The sequence below is a fragment of the Marinomonas sp. MED121 genome (assembly GCF_000153025.1).
In the GTDB taxonomy this organism is placed as follows: domain Bacteria; phylum Pseudomonadota; class Gammaproteobacteria; order Pseudomonadales; family Marinomonadaceae; genus Marinomonas.
Genome location: NZ_CH672433.1, coordinates 463,566 through 483,337 on the forward strand (window position 1 = coordinate 463,566; position 19,772 = coordinate 483,337).

Below are 19,772 nucleotides of genomic sequence, written 5' to 3' on the forward strand. Positions count from 1 at the left end.
TCCATGCATAAACGATGAAAAACTCGCTAGCAATTCCGTATTCCAAAAAAGATAGATCTATCTATCGAGCACACATAAAATTTAAAATACTAGTATAGAAACCAATCAGTTATATAAACAGTTTCTGAATTAGATACTTTTTATCTTATTGAACCATTGTGTAGAAAGCGTGTAATTCACAATTTTTTTTCATAAAAACGCCATTTAATCACAATTCCTCAAAAAAACGTGACATTTGACATCCTTATTTAACATAATATTAAAAAATTGACGGTATCCATAAATAATGGACCTTACTAAAAGGCCCTTTCTATTCAAAGCACAACTCATGATAAGCAAAGTTTTTATATATTGATCGGGTTTTAAACATCAAATTGATTAAAGAAGTAAGTTAAAATGTACTGGGAAATATTTATCGACTACACAGGCCTTGGACAATCCAAAATGCACTGGCTTGTAAAAATAATCGGCATACTCGCCATCACTTTTTTCGCAAATTTTCTCATATCAAAATTACTCTCACGTATTCAGCTTAAGTTACAATCAACAAGAAACCCATGGGACAAAGCACTATTACTCGCAGCAAGACAGCCCATTAAATATTTTATTTGGGGCCTAGGAATACTTATCGTTTCTCAGTCTTCAAGCAATGAAATTGGTTTTTTCTCAAATACCAATATCGAATCGCTCAAAAAAGTAGGGTTAATTGCGCTTTTGACATGGTTTATTTTTAGACTATCCAAACGTAGCGAGCAAATTCTTACTTCTCCCACCAAAATGAAACACCCAATGGACATCACAACAGTGTCAGCCATTGGCAAGCTAATAAAAGCTAGCTTATTTATTATTTCTACTTTAGTTGTCTTACAAACGATTGGGGTAAGTATTTCAGGAATATTAGCCTTTGGTGGTATTGGCGGTATTGCCGTCGGCTTTGCAGCAAAAGACCTACTGGCTAACTTTTTTGGCGGCTTGATGATTTATCTAGACCGTCCCTTCTCTGTGGGAGACTGGGTTCGCTCACCCGATAAGGAAATAGAAGGGACTGTCGAACATATCGGCTGGCGTCAAACGAGAATAAGAACCTTTGATAAGCGCCCACTATATGTACCCAATGCTACTTTCTCTTTAATTTCTGTAGAAAACCCTTCACGCATGTCGCACCGAAGAATTTACGAAAAAATAGGCATTAGATACGATGATGTGGATGCACTTCCCAGCATAATGGCCGAAGTAAAAAGCATGCTTAAAGCTCACCAAGATATAGACGGAAATCAAACCATGATAGTCAACTTTAATCAGTTTGGACCTTCATCTCTTGAATTCTTTGTATATACATTTACAAAGACAACAAACTGGATTCGCTTTCATGAAGTTAAACAAGATGTCCTACTAAAAATAATGGACATTATTACCCATCATAAAGCAGAGCTCGCTTTTCCGACGCAAACACTAAAGGTTCAGACGGAAACACAGATACAGCCAGAAGGTTAAAGAAGAATCAGAAACATCAAGAAAATTGCCGTCAGAATCATTTTGACGGCAATTAACCTAAGTTTCAGCTAAAGAAGCAGCTCCACAAGATCATCAATTAATAGGTCAGCCTCTAATGAATTAAGATCAACTCCTTGATGATAACCATATGTCACCAATACATTTTTAAAGCCTGCAGCATTTGCTGCTCGACTGTCCGTTTGCGAGTCCCCAATCATGACACATTGGCCCGCCTCAGCTTCAATAGCTTCAGCGCAGTAAATCAAAGGCATGGGCGAAGGTTTTTTTTCTTCTAGCGTATCCGCCCCTAAAATCCAGGAAAAGTAATCACTTAACTCAAAGTGATCAAGAATAGGTCGCACGAAAGCACTCGGCTTATTAGTAATCAGAGCCATAGGTACGTGATTCAGTTTTAGCGCTTTAAGTAAATCTAATACATTTGCGTAAAGCTGTGTTTTTTCTGTCAACGCCCCCTTATAGGTTACAAGAAACGTTTTATAACAAGCCTGATAGTGCATTTCATCAATCGAAGCCCAGTTCATAGCTCTTTGCACTAAACTGGCTGCACCATTACCAACCCATTCACGAACGTTACCCTCACCTGCAGCTTGCTTTCCATGCTCTAGCAAAAAGGCATCTACCGCATTAGTCAAATCAGGGACGCTATCGACTAAGGTGCCATCTAAATCAAAGCAGACAAGTTGCGGCCAAGCATCAAACCACTTTTTGAAATGTTTAGGCGTTCTCATCAACGCACCACATTAGCAAGTTCTGAACGCATAGAATCAATAGCGACTTTATAATCTGGTTTACCAAAAATAGCGGATCCAGCGACAAAGGTATCTGCACCAGCAACAGCAATCTCAGCAATATTCTTTTCACTCACGCCACCATCAACTTCTAAGCGAATATTGTATCCACTTGAGTCTATAAGTGCCCTCGCTTCTCTTAACTTATCAAGGGTTGCGGGAATAAACTTCTGGCCACCAAAGCCTGGGTTGACTGACATCAGCATTATCATATCCAACTTATCCATTACATGCTTCATATGATGCAAAGGAGTAGCAGGATTAAAAACAAGACCCGCTTTACAGCCTGCATCCTTAATCATTTGTAAAGAACGATCAATATGCTCTGTTGCCTCAGGATGGAAGGTAATATAACTCGCCCCTGCTTTTAAAAACTCTTCAATCATGCCATCAACAGGCTTAACCATAAGGTGCACATCAATTTCAGCCGTAACGCCATAATCACGTAATGCTTTACATACCATTGGCCCTATCGTTAGATTAGGGACATAATGATTATCCATAACATCAAAATGTATGATATCGGCCCCGGCATTAAGAACAGAATCGACTTCTTCACCTAATCGTGCGAAGTCGGCAGCAAGTATGGATGGCGCTATTACAAAATCATTCATGTCACTAATTCCAGATTAAAATTTGGCTTATTCTAACAAGGCTTTAAAGATAAGTATTTATGAGACCTAAAAATATCACTCACGGACTTCTTATTATTTTATTTATCCTTCCTGCCATAGCGTTTTCTGCTGATGAAGCAGAAGAAGAAAGCCCCCAAACATCTGACTTAACAACAGAAGATGCCGCTCAAACTGACAACACAGAAGCAGTTCAGGAAAAAAAGACAACAACGCCAAGAGAAGTCATCCCTAGAAGCTTTACGCCGTCACAACAAATTAGAATACAAACCCTGACAGAGCAAATAAGTCAAAGAACCCCAAATGAAATTGAAACATTAGAAAGTCAAGGAGAAACGTTTCTTGCCTTATATCGAGAAGCGCAAGGCAATGACACGCAGGGCTGCATCATCCTCATCCACGGTAATAATGAGCACCCTGATTGGCCAAGAGTGATAAAACCCATTCGAATGAGTATGACCCAAAATAGCTGGTGCACCTTATCAATAGAGGTACCTGACAATATGACAAAGGAAGCCATAACAGTTCCAACAGAGCCAGCAAGCGAAGAGACAACAGAAGGAGAAATCAAACTCCCTAATGAGGAGAGTGTTTTTGCTCGCATAGAAGCCAGTATTGCCTTTACGAGCGATAAGGGAGTACCCAATGTAAGTTTATTGGGTTATGGCACAGGGGCAAGTTATGCAATTAAGTACAGTATAAATAACAACCTATCATCAGGTGCGCTTCTTTTAGTTTCGGCCAGCATGCCCAATAAGATGAGCCCTTTTCCCATTGCCCAATTACTAAAAAACAGCCAACAAGCTGTTTTAGATTATTACATTCGACCAAATAAGTTTGATAAGCAATTTGCCGACGCTAGATATTTAGCCATGTCCCAAAGAGAAAACCAAGTGCCTCTTTACACTCAAATCAAAGCTAGCAGCAACACTCAATACGACATTAACAGTAATCAATTAATTCAAAGAGTAAGAGGTTTTCTCAAACAAAACACTCAACAAAGGGAGCAACGTAAGCAACTCCCATCAACCCAAAAAGCTCTATTTTACAACTCCCCAATAGAATCAGGAAACTGATTTACGCGTTTTTTTGATAAGATCATATGCTGCTTGAATTTCCTGCGTACGCTCTTTCGCAATCAGAATCATTTCATCTGGCAAGCCTTTTGCTGTCATTTTATCAGGATGATTTTGGCTCATTAGTTTACGGTAAGCCTTTTTGATCTCAGCATCACTCATACTTGCTTCTACCCCAATAGCGTCATATGCAGCTTGCAACATTTCTTTATCATTTAAATGGTTAGCCGCACCACCATTTTGACGGAACTGGGCCTGCTGTTTAATCTGGAGGTGTAGCTGTTCAAATTCTGCAACACTAATCCCTAAATGTGCGCACACCTGAGAAACAAGCGATTTTTCCTGTAAGCTAAAGTCGCCATCGGCATAAGCAGACACCAACAATATTTCGATTAAAGTCCGAGTAAGCACACTTTTTTCGCCCACCACCTGCTGAAAACTAGACAGCACGTCAACCAGATCGAACGAAGCTTCTTTACCTTGATTAAATAATTCAATGGCTTGCTTTTTTGCTTCACCAACAAGCCCCATTCTATCCATCACATCAGAGGCTAATTTAATTTCTTCGGTTGAAACCACACCATCCGCTTTTGCAACTCGCCCCATTAATAAAAATAAAGTTTGGAAAAAAGCAGCTTGCTGTTGACGCACTGATCCTCGTTTAATATTCAGATTTGCGATACTGGATTTACCACTATCAACAAAGTGCCCGACCACTAAACCTAACAATATTCCCAGTGGCCCCATCCATAAATACCCCAAAACAGCCGCAATCAGCTTCCACATGTCAACTTTTCTCCAGAATCAGTAGCCCCAATAGCACAGGTTAGATTATCATCTAGCTCAACTTATTACCCCTAAAGGGATTTTTACCTTGCTATGCACAATTTGTTTGAAGCAACCAGTATACATCGCATGACTAAAAAGATTTGTACCCAGTTCATTTTTTTACACAGTATTTTCTTTATTTCCTCTGTTTCTGCAACCGAATTAGACTGGTTTCCGAGAGAAGCACTTACCCAAAAGCAACAAGCCTCAGTAAACCAATACTGTCAAGGTGCCTACATTGATCAATGGCAAGCAAGTGATACAAGCAATACAAAAGTTTTCGCTGACCTGATTATCAGAACAAACGACGGTAAAATGCGCCTTCAAGGTGGCGCAGAAATTTTACAGCCAGAGCAATCGCTAAAAGCAGATCAAATAGATGGTGAGCTAAATAAACATTATCAACTATCAGGTAATGTTGTAAGCCGTGGAAAAGACCAATTGATTTTAGCGTCAAACGCAGAAATGAGTGATTCCGTCTCAGGCAGCGAAGTGGAATTTGAAGATGCCACCTTTCTTTTTCACAAAAGCAAAATCAGAGGTGAAGCTAATAACATTCAAAAAACTAAAAATGGTGTCATTTTCATCAAAGAAGGCTTCTATACAACATGCGAACCAGGCTCTATAAGTTGGCAAATGTTTGGTAGCTCCATTGAACTGGATTCGAATACAGGTTTTGGTACTGCTAAACATGTACAAATACGCATCAGCGGTGTACCTGTTTTTTACTTCCCATGGATGAGATTCCCATTAGATAGCAGAAGACAAACAGGTTTTCTATTTCCTACTTTTGGCTATTCAAGTGATGATGGGGTAAACCTTTCCACTCCTATATACCTAAACATTGCCCCTCAGCTAGATGCCACGCTAACACCGCATTTCATCGAACATCAAGGTGAAGGCTTTGATCTGGAAATGAGATATTTAAATGAGAGAGGACTAACAACTTATGAAGAATCAACCTTCATTCAAGATGAAGAAAACCAGCAAACTTTAAGAAAGCTTGAATCTACCCAAACTTTTGGCACATCACTGAGCGCTTACTTGCTATTTGAAGACAATCCAACTGAAAACAAAATCCCTGAAGTCAGCACAATTAGTTTAGGTGAAGAAGATAACTATGAGCGCAGCGCAAAACTGAGTTATCAAAAAAATAGTTTCGCTACGTCTATTGCGATTAAGCGCTATCAAACCCCTTTAAGTAGCAATAACAAACCTTTCGAATGGGCACCTAGAATTGAGTCTTCATATAATTACGATAATGACTGGCTAAGTTATAAACCGAAATTTCAATTCACTGATTATGAAGACCCAGATGGCAGTGATGTTGATGGCCAAAGAAGTGTTATCAACCAAGATATAAATTTTGAAAAGAGCAATCAATGGGGCTTTATAACACCAGGTGTATTACACCAATATAGGTCCTATGATTTACATAGCTATTCTAGCGATTCAGACTACACAGCAAGTGTTAACCATTTAACTTATTACTTGGACTCAGGCATTAGCTTTGAACGCACTTTAGATATCAACTCACAAAGGTGGCGTCAAACTCTTGAACCCAAATTTAGCTATTTAAATGCCCCTTTTAAAGATCAGAGTGATATCCCTGACTTTGATACCAGCGAAAAGTCTCTCACTTACTCCCAAGCGTTTAGCCATACCCGCTTTAGCGGCAATGATTGGATAGGTGACACAGAACAAATTACCCTTGGTGTTGAAAGCCGTGTTTATGATCAAAATAATAACGAGCGCTGGGCCTTTAAATTAGGACAAATTTATTACCTTGCAGATAGAAGAATTGATATAGACGATGGGAGTGATAACGATGATGATGACAGCACTTATTATTCTAATGTCGACACATCTAGCGAAAGCCCCATCCTCACTGAATTAAATTATCAACATAATGAACTTTTTAATGCTTCTTTGTCTCTTAACTACGATATAAAAGAAGATGATCTAGAGTTAGGAAAAGTATCGACAAGTTACTCACCTTCAAATGGCGTCAGATTCAATGCCAGTTATTTATACAAAATAGATGATGACACACGCGCAATTGATACTAAGCAAACCTCGTTCTCGACCATTGTTCCTATCGACCAAAACTGGACCCTTATGTATCAAGAGGATTACGATTTAGTTGATGATGTACGAAGCAAAAAAGTCGCTGGCATTGGGTTTGAAAACTGCTGTGTCAAAGCACAATTTAATTATCAACACTGGCGTGATGACGACGAAAACTTTCAAAAAGGCTTATATCTAAAATTTATCTTACGCAGCTTAAGCACCATTGGCAAAGACAATGAAACAAGCAGCATAAGTGATACTTACTGGAACTCAGGAAAAATTGGATACGAATAATGAATAAAATTGCCACCTTACTTTGCTCAAGCCTTTTAATAGCGAGCAGTTTCAGTGTCGCAGCAACAAAAGTTGATGGTATCTCTGCCATTATTGACTCTAAAGCGATCCTAGACAGTGACATCAACACTCGCTTTAGCATTATCAAGGACAGAGTGCCTGGTGGAAAAATCAACGATAATGTTCGCCGCCAGATTCTTAATCAAATGATTAATGAAACCCTGCAAACAAACTATGCAAACCGCTTAGGCATAAGAATTAGTGAGCAAGAAGCGAACCAAGCCGTCTTAAATGTGGCTGCAAAAATGAAATTGGATTTAGCAGGTCTAAAAGTAGCACTCGCTCAACAAGGTATTGATTACTCGATCTACCGCAATCAAATCAAAAACGAAATCCTATTAGGTAAGGTTAAAGGCCAAGTTGTTAGACAAAGAATCATCATCAGTGACCAAGAGATCGAGGACTTCCTTAACTCAGATGAAGCTCTGGCAAAAAACAATGATCAAGTCCATCTTAGGCATATTTTAATCAGAGATAATGCAAGCAGCCAAAGTGCAGATCAAATCCTCACGATTAAAGAAAAAATCACAAACGAGCAAGACTTTATTGATCAAGCCATTGCCTATTCAAGTGGACAAGCTGCACTTGAAGGAGGCGATTTAGGCTGGCGCCCTCTAAATCAGTTGCCTTTGTTATTTATTAAATCTCTCAACGCAAACAATGGTCCACTATATGGACCCATTGAAAGCAGTGCTGGACAACACCTTCTTTGGCTAAAAGAGAAAAAAACGGCTAGCAACGCGCTACAAGAGCAAACAAAATCTCGCCATATTCTATTATCCGCAAATGAGATCAGAAATCAGACTCAAACAAAAGCGGCTTTGGAAGCAATTTATCAGCGCCTCATGAAGGGTCAAGACTTTGCGACTCTTGCCAAGGAGTTTAGTGAAGATAAAGGCTCGGCATTAAAAGGTGGAGATTTGGATTGGACGGCAAAAGGCACCATGGTTCCCGAATTTGAAGCCGTTATGAAAGCAACATCCGTTGGAGAAATAAGCAAACCTTTTAGGTCTCAATATGGCTGGCACATCCTAAAAGTGGAAGGCCGTCGAAGCCAAGACATTAGCGATAAAATAAAACAGGTCAATGCAAAGAATACTTTAATAGCAAGAAAACAAGATCTAGTTTTAAGCCAATGGCTGGATGAACTAAAAAGCACTGCCTTTATTGATATAAAGAGCCAGCCTTAGTTACACTCTACAAATTAGATTCATAACAAGTGCCTACTCAAAAGTAGGCACTTCTTTTTAGGGAGCCAAAAAGTGAGCTCAAATTTACCGACTATCTGTATTACTGGTGGAGAACCTACAGGCATAGCGCCAGACATTATCTTAAAGGCTTTACAACAAAACTTTAACGCTCACATTGTTGTACTCAGTTCAAAAAAAGTATTAGAAGAAAGAGCTAAAGCCCTAAATATAAAGACAAATATTATCCAGCATAGTGCTGAAGATGCACGCTCTCCCCATAAGGCAGGAGAGATTCATTTACTAGCACTTGAGCATGAGCATGCAGTCATTCCAGGCAAACTTGATAAGCAACACTCTCCCTATGTGCTAAAAACGCTAGAGCTTGCAGCCGAGGGCTGTTTAACAGGACAATTTGATGCCATCGTCACCCCCCCTGTACATAAAGGGGTCTTATGCGAAACCGGCATCCACTTTAGTGGACACACAGAGTTTTTTCAGCAAAAGTGCAACTCAGAACAAGTTGTAATGATGCTGGCGACAGAAGGACTAAAGGTGGCATTAGCCACCACTCACCTACCTTTAAAAGACGTCAGCAGCGCCATTACCAAAGAGTCGCTCACCCAAGTTATTGAGGCGCTTAATAAAGATTTAAAAACGCGATTTGGCCACCAACGCCCAAGAATACTTGTATGTGGTTTAAATCCACACGCAGGAGAAGATGGCCATCTTGGCATGGAAGAAATAGAGACAATCATTCCTGTTTTAGACACATTAAAAAAACAAGGTATGGATCTAGTAGGCCCACTCCCTGCCGACACACTTTTCTCGCCTAAAAACCTAGAAAACTGTGACTGTGTACTGGCGATGTATCACGATCAAGGCTTACCTGTGTTAAAATACAAAGGTTTTGGCAACGCCGTCAATATCACACTTGGGTTACCTATCATCAGGACCTCAGTTGACCATGGCACAGCACTTGAGCTTGCTGGTACTGGCGATGCCAACGAGGGCAGTTTAATTATTGCGATCAACCACGCCATAGAAATGGCAAATAATGCGAAAAAGTTTCCTAAATGAGCAAGACACAACCCCACAAGGCGAGAAAACGCTTTGGACAAAACTTCCTTCATGACCACGGTGTTATCAGAAATATCGTGGCATGTATTGCCCCTAAAAAAGGTCAGCGCATTGTTGAAATTGGCCCAGGTAAAGGCGCACTGACGCAAGGTATTATTGCGGCAACAGAATCCATGGACGTGGTCGAACTGGATAGAGATTTAATTCCAATCTTAAAAGTGAATCTATTTCGCTATCCTGAACTACGAATTCATGAAGCTGATGCAATGAAGTTTGATTTTTCTCAGCTCGCAACCGAAGGCAATATTCGCGTCGTAGGTAATCTACCCTACAATATTTCTACACCGCTTATTTTCCATCTTTTAAGCCAAGCTAACATCATTGATAACATGCATTTCATGCTACAAAAAGAAGTTGTCGACAGGTTAGCTGCAAGGCCAGGAGACAACCTATATGGTCGCCTTAGTGTCATGGCCCAATATTATTGCCAAGTTGAGTCTTTATTTGTTGTAGGCCCAGAATCCTTTGATCCTGCACCTAAAGTAGACTCAGCCATTGTTCGCATGACGCCCTATCAAGAAAAACCTTATTTAGCAGATAGTCTAGAAACCTTAGAGCGTGCAGTTAGGCTCGGCTTTCAACAAAGACGAAAAACCTTGAGAAATAATTATAAAGGCATTCTGAACAATGATGACTTTGATGCACTAGATATCGACCCAGGCCTTAGACCTGAGAGATTAGATGTGCCAGACTTTGTTAAAATTGCCAATTACCTTGATAACAAGGAAGCCAGCAGTGTCAAAGCATAGTGTTAAAATAGAGGTTCAAACCGAATACCTCCCAGAACAATCAACGCCTGAAGATGAACGCTACGTATTTGCTTATCACGTCAGTATTCACAATGAAGGCAGTAACAAGGTACAACTTATTTCGCGCCATTGGATAATTACCGATGGCAACGATAAAGTACAAGAGGTAAAAGGCTCTGGAGTTATCGGCCTGCAACCGCAACTGGAAAGCGGAGAAAGCTTCCAATATTCAAGCGGTGCTGTAATAGATTCTCAAGTTGGTGTTATGCAAGGTAGCTATCAAATGCTAGATGAGAATGGTCAACACTTTGAAGCTGAAATACCCGCTTTCAAACTTGCCATTCCCAACATTATTCATTAGGAAACCCTATGGCTACCTATGCTATTGGTGATATTCAAGGCTGCCTTCAACCTTTACTTAGCTTGTTAAAGCAGATTTCATTTGATCAAAGAAATGACACTCTTTGGATTGCGGGCGATTTAATCAATCGGGGCCCTGAAAGCCTCGAAACGCTTCGTTTCTTATACTCAATTAGAGATAATCTTAAAGTTGTCCTTGGCAATCATGACTTACACCTTCTCGCTATAGCTCGCGGGCACTCTAACTTGAAGCGCCATGATACCTTAGCAGACATTTTAAATGCACCTGATAGGGATGTGCTTTTAGATTGGTTACAGGCTCAGCCACTTTGCCATCATGATCCGGAACGTAAAGTAGTCATGACCCACGCCGGTATTCCTCCTTGCTGGGATTTAGAACAAACCTTGTCTTATGCAGATGAAGTCAACCAGTTATTGACCTCAGGATACGCCAACGATTTTTTCAAAGTTATGTATGGAAACAAGCCAAATAAATGGCAAGCAGACTTAATTGGGTTTGATCGTATTCGTACCATTGTTAATTACTTAACACGTATGCGATTTTGCGATAAGAATGGAAAACTGGATTTAAAATCAAAAGAAGCAGAAAATAAATCAGGCAATAAAGACTATAAAAAATGGTTCAAATTCCCTTCCAAGCTACCCAAAGATTATCAAATTGTATTCGGACATTGGGCAGCATTAGAAGGCAACGTAAAAAAGAAACGCATTCACGCACTTGATACAGGCTGTGTTTGGGGTGGAAGCCTAACCGCTTTATGCCTAGATAATTGGCAAACCTACAGCACACAATGTCCCATTAATAGGCCCCTAATATGACGTACACCTGCATAGACATTCACGACGCACTTCCACTTATTGATAAACAAGCAAACATTGTTGATATTCGAGATGCTATGAGCTTCCAAAATAGTCATATGCAAAACGCCGTTCATCTAAGTAATGACAACCTTGAAAGCTATATCAAAGAACACGACAGCGATACACCCCTTATTGTTTGTTGCTATCATGGAAACAGCAGTAAAGGCGCAGCCGAATACTTAGCAACGCAAGGCTTCAAAGAAGTATATTCATTAAATGGCGGCTTCACCCAATGGCAAGCCTTGCATCCTGAACGCTGCCAATCTGAAAACTAAATGACAAAGCAAACACTTCCTTTTACTCACTATTTAGTGGGTGGTGCCGTGAGAGATGAGCTTTTAAAGCTCCCCATCAAAGACAGAGATTGGGTCGTTACTGGCGCCACTCCAAATGACCTCCTGTCGTATAATTTTCAGCAAGTTGGCAAGCTATTCCCTGTGTTTTTACACCCTAAAACAAAGGAAGAGTATGCACTGGCTCGCACAGAAGTAAAAAAAGGACAAGGCTACACAGGCTTTATTTGTGACTTCTCGCCAAACATTAGCTTAGAAGAAGATTTAGCAAGGCGAGACCTAACTATCAACGCTATCGCTAAAGACAATGACGGCAATCTAATCGATCCATATCAAGGTCAGCAAGACCTAAAAAATCGTATTTTCCGTCATGTTTCTGACGCCTTTATTGAAGACCCCCTAAGAGTGATACGAGTAGCGCGTTTTAGTGCCCGCTTTACACAATTTGGATTCAAAATCGCCCCAGAAACCTTAGCGTTAATGACAAAAATCAGCCAGTCAGGAGAACTTGAAAGTCTCAACCAAGAACGAATTTGGCGGGAACTTGAAAAGTCACTTAGCTACCCTAACCCTGAAAGCTTTTTTAACGTATTAGAAAGTTGCCAAGCACTTGATCATATTTTGGCTGATTTTGAATGGCCTGCTGTCGCTGCGCGATTAAAGCAAGCAAATCAAGATTTATTGCCCACTCTTGATAACAAGTATTTAGTTTGGGCTTATATTTGCCACCAAACGCCTCCTAATAAGCTTGCATCTGCACTTGATCAATTAACCTGTCCCAATCAATTTAAACACTATGCAAACCTTGTCAGTGAGTTTATGCATAACACAAGATTGCCGATGACTGCTGAAGCATGGGATCAGTGGCTAACATCCTTGACCGCAATCAAAAAACCTCAAGTCTTTAATGAGTTCGTCAAGCTTTTAAGCCTACTAACAGACACCTGCTCAAATGACTGGCATGATCTTAGGTCTCATATTGCAAGTGTTAGCGCTAAAGATATGATGAAACAAGGTCATAAAGGGGCAGAGTTAGGGCAAGCAATCAAACAGACCCGAATAGCAAAACTGGAAAGCAGCCTTAACCCTTTGGTAAAAGTAGAAGAGACAAACTAATACAAAAAAAATGCCCAAGTAAGACTTGGGCATTTTTAGATTACTTATAAATAAAAGCTAACTAAGACGTCGCCTAATTTTTACACCAACCGCGCTTGCTGCGGGTACTGCCCCGGGTTTTCTCAAGGTTAATTCAACCTCAGTTAACGAGAATTTCGCCATCAAAGACTCAAGCAAACGCTCAGCCAAGGTCTCAATTAGCTCAAACACATGCTCTTGACAATAAGCAGTTATATAATTTGAAATGGCTTCATAATCTAACGTCTTTTCTAGATCATCGGTCGCAGCGGGCAAACGATTATCATGATTCATCACCAAGTCAAACACGAGGGTTTGTTTGATTTTCTTTTCCCAGTCATAAACCCCAATAACGGCTTGTGTCTGTAAACCTTCAATAAATACTGCATCCATCATGGTTATAGATTCTTTTTTGAGATTGATGTGAGATCTGATAACGGCCATCTGGCCCTAATATCCAAGGCTAAATCAGAGGTTTGTCCAACTAACAATCGCTGAGCTCCTGCGTAGGCAATCATAGCGCCGTTATCTGTACAAAACTCAGGCCTTGCATTAAACACACTCGCTTTAATTTTACCCAGCTTAGTTTGAAGATTTGCCTGTAGTCTTTTGTTAGCACTTACACCACCTGCAATAACTAACTGCTTCAACCCTTCCTGTTCTAAAGCTCGCTTACACTTAATCACTAGTGTATCAACAACAGCCTCTTCAAAAGCCAAAGCAACATCTGCTTTAAATTCATCGTTCATCTCCCCATCATCCATAGCGTTATGTACGGCCGTTAAAAAAGCCGTTTTCAAACCACTAAAACTAAAATCTAAGCCAGGTCTATCAGTCATGGGACGAGGAAACTTCAACCCTTCACGCGCTTTCCCTTTAGCAGCTAATGCGGCTATTTGAGGACCACCAGGATAAGGTAAAGCAATCATTTTTGCGGCTTTATCAAAAGCCTCTCCAGCCGCATCATCAAGAGATTGGCCGAGTAATTTATATTCACCAATCTCATCAACACGAACTAACTGTGTGTGCCCTCCAGATACAAGCAAGGCAACAAAAGGCATTTCAGGCTGCTTCTCTTCCAACATTGGTGCGAGTAGATGCCCTTCCATATGATGAACACCAATAGTAGGTACATTGAGTGAGAAACCTAATGCACGACCAATTGTTGCTCCCGCCATTAAAGCCCCAGCAAGGCCCGGCCCTGAGGTAAAAGCAATACCGTCTAATTGCTGCTTATTAAGGCCTGCTTCTGCTAAGACCTCTTCAATTAATGGGATGGTTTTTCTAACATGGTCACGGGAAGCAAGTTCAGGTACAACACCACCATACTCTGCATGTTGCGCAATTTGAGAATAGATTTTATGAGCTAATAAGCCATTCTCAGTATCGTAAATTGCAATACCAGTTTCATCACAAGAGGTTTCAAGACCTAACACTTTCATTACGGCTTTTTCTCTTTTACATTCAATAATCAGTTGTCTCGCATTGTACCTTATCTCATACAGGTATGAATCCTTAGACGCTTTAAAAATCTCACTTTTGTCGTTATTAAGCTTTAACCAACTAGTATTAAACTGGACTTTGACTCTTAATGGGCATAAAATGCGCACCGTTTTAAATAGATTAAATTAAAAGGCAGGTGATTTTTCTTCGCTTTGGCAAAGCCCAAGCACTCTTTATTAGGTCAAATATTATATATAAGCGCTAAAAATTAGTGCTATACCTTAACAGGTAGATAAAAGAGATGAAGTTAGGTCAATCTATAAATTAGAGACCAATCATTATGTCTTCACAGAACGCTTTTCATGAGTTTTTGCTCTTTTAAAGATTTCGCATTCTTCTTTTGAAAGCTTGCACAAATGAGAGTATTATCTTCGCGTTTTTTGTGAACAAAATTTAAAACATTTTTAAAATAGGTAAATACATGCCAGCTGTAAAAGTAAAAGATAACGAACCATTTGACATCGCTCTACGTCGCTTCAAGCGTTCTTGTGAAAAAGCAGGTGTTCTTGCTGAAGTTCGTCGTCGTGAATGCTACGAAAAACCAACAACTCTTCGCAAACGTGCTGCTGCTGCTGCAGTTAAACGTCACGCGAAAAAAGTTTCTCGTGAGCAGAAAAAATTCCAACGTTTGTACTAGGCCTTTGCTTGCGTTTTATGCAATGCATAGAGCAACAAATGTTGATCTGTAAATGACTCAGTTATTTACAGTTAAAAAAACGGCTAGTTCTTACTAGCCGTTTTTTTTTCAATTTTATTTACAATCCCTTTGGAGCTAAACCATGTCAGCACTAAAATTAGAGATCTCAACTCAACTTAAAGTCGCAATGCGTGCCAAAGAAAAGGCTCGTGTCACTTTAATTCGCACCATGCTAGCTGAATGCAAAAAAATTGAAGTGGATGAGCGCATCGAATTAGATGATACGAGAGTTCTCGCTATCTTAGATAAAATGGTTAAACAACGTAAGGACTCTGTAAAGCAATTTATTGAAGGTGGACGCCAAGATCTTGCCGATGTTGAAACAGCTGAAATCAGCATAATTCAAGAGTTTCTGCCACAACCACTTACAGAAGACGAAATCAAAGACATTATTGAGAAAGCCGTTGCCGAAACAGGCGCAAGCTCAATGCAAGGAATGGGAAGCGTCATGGCCATCGTTAAACCTCAAGTTCAAGGTCGTGGCGACATGGGCCAAGCCAGCAAACTAGTTAAATCCATTTTAGGATAACCCCCCATTAAGTCTTCCCCCCAAACTAGTTTGATTCATGCTATTTTGGGGTCAGCAACCTAAAGTGAGCTTTGTTTTATGGCAGGACGTATTCCAGATCAGTTTATTGATGAGCTACTCGCACGTGTCGATATCACAGACATCATTTCATCGCGCCTCACTTTAAGAAAAACAGGTCAAAATTACAGTGCCTTATGCCCTTTTCACAACGAAAAGAGCCCATCATTTAGTGTCAATCCAGCGAAACAATTCTACTATTGCTTTGGTTGCGGTGCTGGTGGTAATGCTATCTCCTTTGTCATGGAGAATGACCATCTAGACTTTGTCGAAGCCATAGAGCTATTAGCAAAAGATGCTGGTATGGAAGTCCCTAGAGAGCAGGGTGCCCCTGATAGATACGAACAAAATGCAGACCTGCTTAATCAATTAACCCAAAGCGCTAGCTTCTTTCAAAAACAACTCATTGAAAATGAACAAAAGACCAAGGCAACAGATTACTTAGCAAAAGAGCGAGGTCTTTCAGGACAAATTGCGAAAGTTTTCGGCCTGGGTTTTGCACCACCTGGTTGGGACAATTTATTACAAACACTGGGTAAAAGTGGCGATCAAAAAGAACAACTTTTATTAGCTGGAATGCTAATTGAAAAGAAGGATCAAGCAGGACACTTTTACGACCGGTTTCGTGATCGCATTATGTTCCCTATCCGTGACTCTAGAGGGCGAGTTATTGCTTTTGGAGGCCGTGCGTTTGGCGATGAAAAACCAAAATACTTAAACTCTCCTGAAACCCCTGTCTTTCAGAAAAGCCAAGAGCTGTATGGCCTTTATGAAGCAAAACAAAATACACAACAGTTGGATCATATTCTTATTGTTGAAGGGTATATGGATGTCATTGTTTTAGCGCAGCATGGCATCACCAATGCCGTTGCAACCCTTGGCACATCTGTCAACAGTAATCACATTAAAAAGCTCTTTAAACTGGTCAGTAAGGTTACGCTTTGTTTCGATGGTGACAAAGCAGGGCGCGCCGCAGCGATTAGAGGTCTAGAAGCAACACTGCCAGTGATGCAAGACGGCAAGCAAGTACGCTTCTTATTCTTACCTGAAGGCGAAGACCCTGATTCCTTAGTAAGAGATATAGGTAAGGATGCGTTTACAGAGAAACTTGAAGATTCAAGCTCACTTTCCCATGTTCTTTTCGAGCATGCACGCAACCAAGTAACATTGGCAGATGAAGAAGGCGAAGCGCAATTTGCCCAAAACGTCATGTCACAAATTCAAGCGTTACCAGAGATCACCTATAAATCCGTTCTTCTTAAGCAATTAGAAGAACAAGCAGGCATAGATACCAGCAAACTCTCAGCACAAAAGCCCAAATATCAAAGAACAGCAGAACCAGCCCAACAACAGCATTATGATGAAGCCCAGTATACAGATTACGATGATATTCCATTACCAGAGCATCTAGCATACGATCATGACGAGCCTCATTACGACTACTCAAGCACACCTGCAGAGACAGGTTATCAAACTAAGAAAAAAAACAGCAAAAAATCTTTTGGTAAAGGAAAATGGCAAGACCAGGAGGAACTTCCTCCCCCCATGGCCATAGCACTAACCCAAACAGAACACGCTATTTTATGCCTCTTACTACACCCTAATGTTGCAGCCGATATTGAAGTGAGCGAACCACTACTAAGACAACCTGATTTAGACATGCAGATCTTTAGTAAAGTTTGGCGCTTTTTTAACAAACATAGCGACAAGAACTTAGGACACTTACTTGGAAATTGGCAAAACCAAGAACAAACAGAAAAAATTTATTACCTTTTAAACCACCAAGACGCTCACACAAAATCTAAATTAATCAATGCAAAACAAGAGGTTAAAGACATGATTGCGAGCAAAGAAGAAAGCCTAGGTTTAAATAACGCAATTTCACGCTTGAAAAGTAAGGGTAATGAAACCATAAAGGATAATAACAGCCGCGAAGAACTAAGAAGGCTTATTGAGCAAATGCGCAAGAAGAAGTAAAACTTGCGATTTTTTGCTCAGTAAACACTCTATAAATCTAGATAAATCTCATTGATTTTGCTATAATTTACGGCTAATTCTTTCTAACGCATTCTAACATAGGTCGTCTAATGTCAGACAATCAACAATCACGCCTCAAAGAGCTGATCGCAAAAGGTAAAGAGCAAGGTTATTTGACCTTTGCCGAAGTTAACGACCACCTCCCTGATGACCTTTCAGATCCAGAACAGGTTGAACAAATTATCGCCATGATTAATGACATGGGGATAGTGGTTGGTGAATATGCTCCAGATAAAGAAAACCTTCTTATGGAAGAAGGCGACTCTACTGATGAAGCTGCAGCAGAAGAAGCTGCCGCCGCACTTGCCGCTGTTGAAGGCGATGTCGCTCGTACTACAGACCCAGTTCGTATGTATATGCGCGAGATGGGCACAGTCGAGCTACTAACTCGTGCCGGCGAAATCGCAATCGCAAAGCGTATTGAAGAAGGCACACGTGAAGTAATGGCGGCTGTGTCCTACTATCCAGGTGCAGTACAAACCCTACTTGACGCTTATGAGAAATCCAAAGAAGAGGAAGGTCGTTTAAGCGATATCTTTAGTGGATTTATCGATGGTGATGGCGAAGAACCTGTTTTTGAAGATGCACCACTTGTAGAAGAAGTTTCTGAAGAAGAACTAGATAAGTCTACTGAAGAAAGTGAAGATGGTGATGATGACGAAGACGAAGAAGAAACTGATAACGGCCCTGATCCAGAAGAAACAGCACGTCGTTTTGGTGAGATCGAACGTAATCACACAGAACTTCTAGCACTGCTTGAAAATCACTCACGCCAAGATTCTATTGTTAAAGAAAAGCAAGAAGAGCTAAGCATCTGCTTTGCTCCTATCAAACTTGTTCCAAAAATCTTTGACGATCTGGTTGATCGTGTTCGTAGCCGCATGGATAAAGTACGCGAACAAGAACGCATCATAATGCAAGTATGTGTTCGTAAAGCAGGCATGCCTCGTACAGAATTCTTAAAACGCTTCCCAAATAATGAAACCAATATCCAATGGTTCCCTGATCAAATTGCATCAGGTGCAGGCTATGCTGCTGCATTACAGGAAAACGAAGCTGAGTTCATGCGTAGCCAACGTAAACTTCGTAACATTTCGAAAGATACAGGCCTCACTATTGTTGAACTCAAAGAGATCAACCGACGCATTTCAATTGGCGAAACCCGCGCTCGTCGTGCCAAGAAAGAAATGGTTGAAGCAAACTTGCGTCTTGTAATCTCTATAGCGAAAAAATACACAAACCGCGGCCTACAATTCTTGGACCTTATCCAAGAAGGTAATATTGGCTTAATGAAAGCGGTTGATAAATTTGAATACCGTCGCGGTTATAAGTTCTCTACTTATGCTACTTGGTGGATCAGACAGGCAATCACTCGCTCCATTGCAGACCAAGCAAGAACAATACGTATTCCAGTTCATATGATTGAAACAATCAACAAACTGAATCGTATCTCTCGCCAAATGCTGCAAGAAATGGGACGCGAAGCAACACCTGAAGAACTAGCCGTTCGCATGGACATGCCTGAAGATAAAATTCGCAAGGTCCTCAAAATTGCCAAAGAGCCTATCTCAATGGAAACCCCTATTGGTGATGATGAAGACTCTCACCTAGGCGACTTCATTGAGGATGATGGTGCTGAGTCTCCAATTGACACAGCCACAATTGAAGGCCTTAGAGAAGCAACAACCAGTGTTTTATCTGGCCTAACAGCACGTGAAGCGAAAGTTTTACGCATGCGTTTTGGTATCGACATGAACACTGACCACACGCTTGAAGAAGTAGGTAAGCAGTTTGACGTAACACGTGAACGTATTCGTCAGATTGAAGCCAAAGCCCTTAGAAAACTGCGTCACCCAAGCCGCTCAGAACATTTGCGCAGCTTCCTTGATGAGTAATCTGTAAAGGCATTCAAAAAACCGCAGCTTGTCTGCGGTTTTTTTA

At 40.6% G+C, this 19,772-nt stretch carries 19 protein-coding genes; 14 read left to right on the plus strand and 5 right to left on the minus strand.

Annotated features, from left to right (window positions below):
• The first annotated feature begins 396 nt into the window (after positions 1–396).
• On the plus strand, positions 397–1,494 hold the full coding sequence (locus MED121_RS20620; protein ID WP_009835722.1) for a mechanosensitive ion channel family protein: 1,098 nt from the start codon (positions 397–399) through the stop codon (positions 1,492–1,494).
• A 68-nt stretch (positions 1,495–1,562) separates the two neighbouring features.
• Here MED121_RS20620 and MED121_RS20625 read toward each other — a convergent pair whose 3' ends face one another.
• Positions 1,563–2,243 (minus strand): phosphoglycolate phosphatase, encoded by a 681-nt coding sequence (locus MED121_RS20625; protein WP_009835723.1) that lies wholly within the window; start codon positions 2,241–2,243, stop codon positions 1,563–1,565.
• Complete coding sequence (gene rpe, locus MED121_RS20630; RefSeq protein ID WP_009835724.1) at positions 2,243–2,917, minus strand: ribulose-phosphate 3-epimerase; 675 nt, start codon at positions 2,915–2,917, stop codon at positions 2,243–2,245. The genes MED121_RS20625 and rpe overlap by 1 nt, the downstream gene beginning before the upstream one ends.
• 59 nt (positions 2,918–2,976) lie before the next feature.
• Between rpe and MED121_RS20635 the strand changes: the two genes are divergently transcribed.
• Entirely contained in the window at positions 2,977–4,011 is a 1,035-nt protein-coding gene (locus MED121_RS20635; protein ID WP_009835725.1) for a DUF3530 family protein, read from the plus strand.
• On the opposite strand, the gene djlA is transcribed toward MED121_RS20635, so the two are convergent.
• The gene (gene djlA, locus MED121_RS20640) at positions 4,000–4,797 is read right to left on the minus strand and encodes a co-chaperone DjlA (protein WP_009835726.1); all 798 of its coding nucleotides are present in this window, start codon (positions 4,795–4,797) and stop codon (positions 4,000–4,002) included. The genes MED121_RS20635 and djlA overlap by 12 nt on opposite strands.
• Positions 4,798–4,890: 93 nt before the next feature.
• On the opposite strand from djlA, the gene lptD reads away from it, so the two are divergent.
• The 8 genes from lptD to MED121_RS20680 all read left to right on the plus strand — a co-directional run bounded on the left by lptD (position 4,891) and on the right by MED121_RS20680 (position 12,990).
• Complete coding sequence (gene lptD / locus MED121_RS20645) at positions 4,891–7,203, plus strand: LPS assembly protein LptD (RefSeq protein WP_009835727.1); 2,313 nt, start codon at positions 4,891–4,893, stop codon at positions 7,201–7,203.
• Positions 7,203–8,453 carry a peptidylprolyl isomerase gene (locus tag MED121_RS20650; RefSeq protein ID WP_009835728.1) on the plus strand — a complete coding sequence of 417 codons (1,251 nt, stop codon included), beginning with the start codon at positions 7,203–7,205 and terminating at the stop codon, positions 8,451–8,453. Before lptD ends, MED121_RS20650 begins: the two co-directional genes overlap by 1 nt.
• Positions 8,454–8,525: 72 nt before the next feature.
• On the plus strand, positions 8,526–9,530 hold the full coding sequence (gene pdxA / locus MED121_RS20655; protein ID WP_009835729.1) for a 4-hydroxythreonine-4-phosphate dehydrogenase PdxA: 1,005 nt from the start codon (positions 8,526–8,528) through the stop codon (positions 9,528–9,530).
• A complete protein-coding gene (rsmA, locus tag MED121_RS20660) occupies positions 9,527–10,339 on the plus strand; it encodes a 16S rRNA (adenine(1518)-N(6)/adenine(1519)-N(6))-dimethyltransferase RsmA (protein WP_009835730.1) in 813 nt (270 codons plus the stop codon). Before pdxA ends, rsmA begins: the two co-directional genes overlap by 4 nt.
• Positions 10,272–10,700 carry a Co2+/Mg2+ efflux protein ApaG gene (gene apaG / locus MED121_RS20665; protein WP_050764630.1) on the plus strand — a complete coding sequence of 143 codons (429 nt, stop codon included), beginning with the start codon at positions 10,272–10,274 and terminating at the stop codon, positions 10,698–10,700. Before rsmA ends, apaG begins: the two co-directional genes overlap by 68 nt.
• A gap of 8 nt (positions 10,701–10,708) precedes the next feature.
• Positions 10,709–11,539, plus strand: a complete 831-nt coding sequence (locus MED121_RS20670; RefSeq protein WP_009835732.1) for a symmetrical bis(5'-nucleosyl)-tetraphosphatase — start codon at positions 10,709–10,711, stop codon at positions 11,537–11,539.
• On the plus strand, positions 11,536–11,856 hold the full coding sequence (glpE, locus tag MED121_RS20675; RefSeq protein ID WP_009835733.1) for a thiosulfate sulfurtransferase GlpE: 321 nt from the start codon (positions 11,536–11,538) through the stop codon (positions 11,854–11,856). The genes MED121_RS20670 and glpE overlap by 4 nt, the downstream gene beginning before the upstream one ends.
• The gene (locus MED121_RS20680; RefSeq protein ID WP_009835734.1) at positions 11,857–12,990 is read left to right on the plus strand and encodes a tRNA nucleotidyltransferase; all 1,134 of its coding nucleotides are present in this window, start codon (positions 11,857–11,859) and stop codon (positions 12,988–12,990) included.
• Between the two features lie 57 nt (positions 12,991–13,047).
• Here MED121_RS20680 and folB read toward each other — a convergent pair whose 3' ends face one another.
• Together folB and tsaD are read right to left on the minus strand one after the other, a co-directional pair.
• Entirely contained in the window at positions 13,048–13,401 is a 354-nt protein-coding gene (folB, locus tag MED121_RS20685) for a dihydroneopterin aldolase (RefSeq protein ID WP_036181433.1), read from the minus strand.
• 5 nt (positions 13,402–13,406) lie between these two features.
• Entirely contained in the window at positions 13,407–14,450 is a 1,044-nt protein-coding gene (tsaD, locus tag MED121_RS20690) for a tRNA (adenosine(37)-N6)-threonylcarbamoyltransferase complex transferase subunit TsaD (RefSeq protein ID WP_009835736.1), read from the minus strand.
• 482 nt (positions 14,451–14,932) lie between these two features.
• On the opposite strand from tsaD, the gene rpsU reads away from it, so the two are divergent.
• The 4 genes from rpsU (at position 14,933) to rpoD (ending at position 19,726) form a co-directional block, all read left to right on the plus strand.
• Entirely contained in the window at positions 14,933–15,148 is a 216-nt protein-coding gene (gene rpsU / locus MED121_RS20695; RefSeq protein WP_009835737.1) for a 30S ribosomal protein S21, read from the plus strand.
• Positions 15,149–15,290: 142 nt separating this feature from the next.
• Positions 15,291–15,737, plus strand: coding sequence for a GatB/YqeY domain-containing protein (locus MED121_RS20700; protein ID WP_009835738.1), 447 nt, complete (start codon positions 15,291–15,293; stop codon positions 15,735–15,737).
• 78 nt (positions 15,738–15,815) lie between these two features.
• Positions 15,816–17,771 carry a DNA primase gene (gene dnaG, locus MED121_RS20705; protein WP_009835739.1) on the plus strand — a complete coding sequence of 652 codons (1,956 nt, stop codon included), beginning with the start codon at positions 15,816–15,818 and terminating at the stop codon, positions 17,769–17,771.
• Positions 17,772–17,881: 110 nt separating this feature from the next.
• Positions 17,882–19,726 (plus strand): RNA polymerase sigma factor RpoD, encoded by a 1,845-nt coding sequence (rpoD, locus tag MED121_RS20710; RefSeq protein WP_009835740.1) that lies wholly within the window; start codon positions 17,882–17,884, stop codon positions 19,724–19,726.
• Positions 19,727–19,772 lie beyond the last annotated feature (46 nt).

Bases quoted from the DNA above. Each gene is read 5' to 3' on its own strand.
- MED121_RS20620 (WP_009835722.1), top strand. From the start codon at position 397: ATGTACTGGGAAATATTTATCGACTACACAGGCCTTGGACAATCCAAA.
- MED121_RS20625 (WP_009835723.1), bottom strand. From the start codon at position 2,243: ATGAGAACGCCTAAACATTTCAAAAAGTGGTTTGATGCTTGGCCGCAA.
- rpe (WP_009835724.1), bottom strand. From the start codon at position 2,917: ATGAATGATTTTGTAATAGCGCCATCCATACTTGCTGCCGACTTCGCA.
- MED121_RS20635 (WP_009835725.1), top strand. From the start codon at position 2,977: ATGAGACCTAAAAATATCACTCACGGACTTCTTATTATTTTATTTATC.
- djlA (WP_009835726.1), bottom strand. From the start codon at position 4,797: ATGTGGAAGCTGATTGCGGCTGTTTTGGGGTATTTATGGATGGGGCCA.
- lptD (WP_009835727.1), top strand. From the start codon at position 4,891: ATGCACAATTTGTTTGAAGCAACCAGTATACATCGCATGACTAAAAAG.
- MED121_RS20650 (WP_009835728.1), top strand. From the start codon at position 7,203: ATGAATAAAATTGCCACCTTACTTTGCTCAAGCCTTTTAATAGCGAGC.
- rsmA (WP_009835730.1), top strand. From the start codon at position 9,527: ATGAGCAAGACACAACCCCACAAGGCGAGAAAACGCTTTGGACAAAAC.
- apaG (WP_050764630.1), top strand. From the start codon at position 10,272: ATGTGCCAGACTTTGTTAAAATTGCCAATTACCTTGATAACAAGGAAG.
- MED121_RS20670 (WP_009835732.1), top strand. From the start codon at position 10,709: ATGGCTACCTATGCTATTGGTGATATTCAAGGCTGCCTTCAACCTTTA.
- glpE (WP_009835733.1), top strand. From the start codon at position 11,536: ATGACGTACACCTGCATAGACATTCACGACGCACTTCCACTTATTGAT.
- MED121_RS20680 (WP_009835734.1), top strand. From the start codon at position 11,857: ATGACAAAGCAAACACTTCCTTTTACTCACTATTTAGTGGGTGGTGCC.
- folB (WP_036181433.1), bottom strand. From the start codon at position 13,401: ATGGATGCAGTATTTATTGAAGGTTTACAGACACAAGCCGTTATTGGG.
- tsaD (WP_009835736.1), bottom strand. From the start codon at position 14,450: ATGAAAGTGTTAGGTCTTGAAACCTCTTGTGATGAAACTGGTATTGCA.
- rpsU (WP_009835737.1), top strand. From the start codon at position 14,933: ATGCCAGCTGTAAAAGTAAAAGATAACGAACCATTTGACATCGCTCTA.
- MED121_RS20700 (WP_009835738.1), top strand. From the start codon at position 15,291: ATGTCAGCACTAAAATTAGAGATCTCAACTCAACTTAAAGTCGCAATG.
- dnaG (WP_009835739.1), top strand. From the start codon at position 15,816: ATGGCAGGACGTATTCCAGATCAGTTTATTGATGAGCTACTCGCACGT.
- rpoD (WP_009835740.1), top strand. From the start codon at position 17,882: ATGTCAGACAATCAACAATCACGCCTCAAAGAGCTGATCGCAAAAGGT.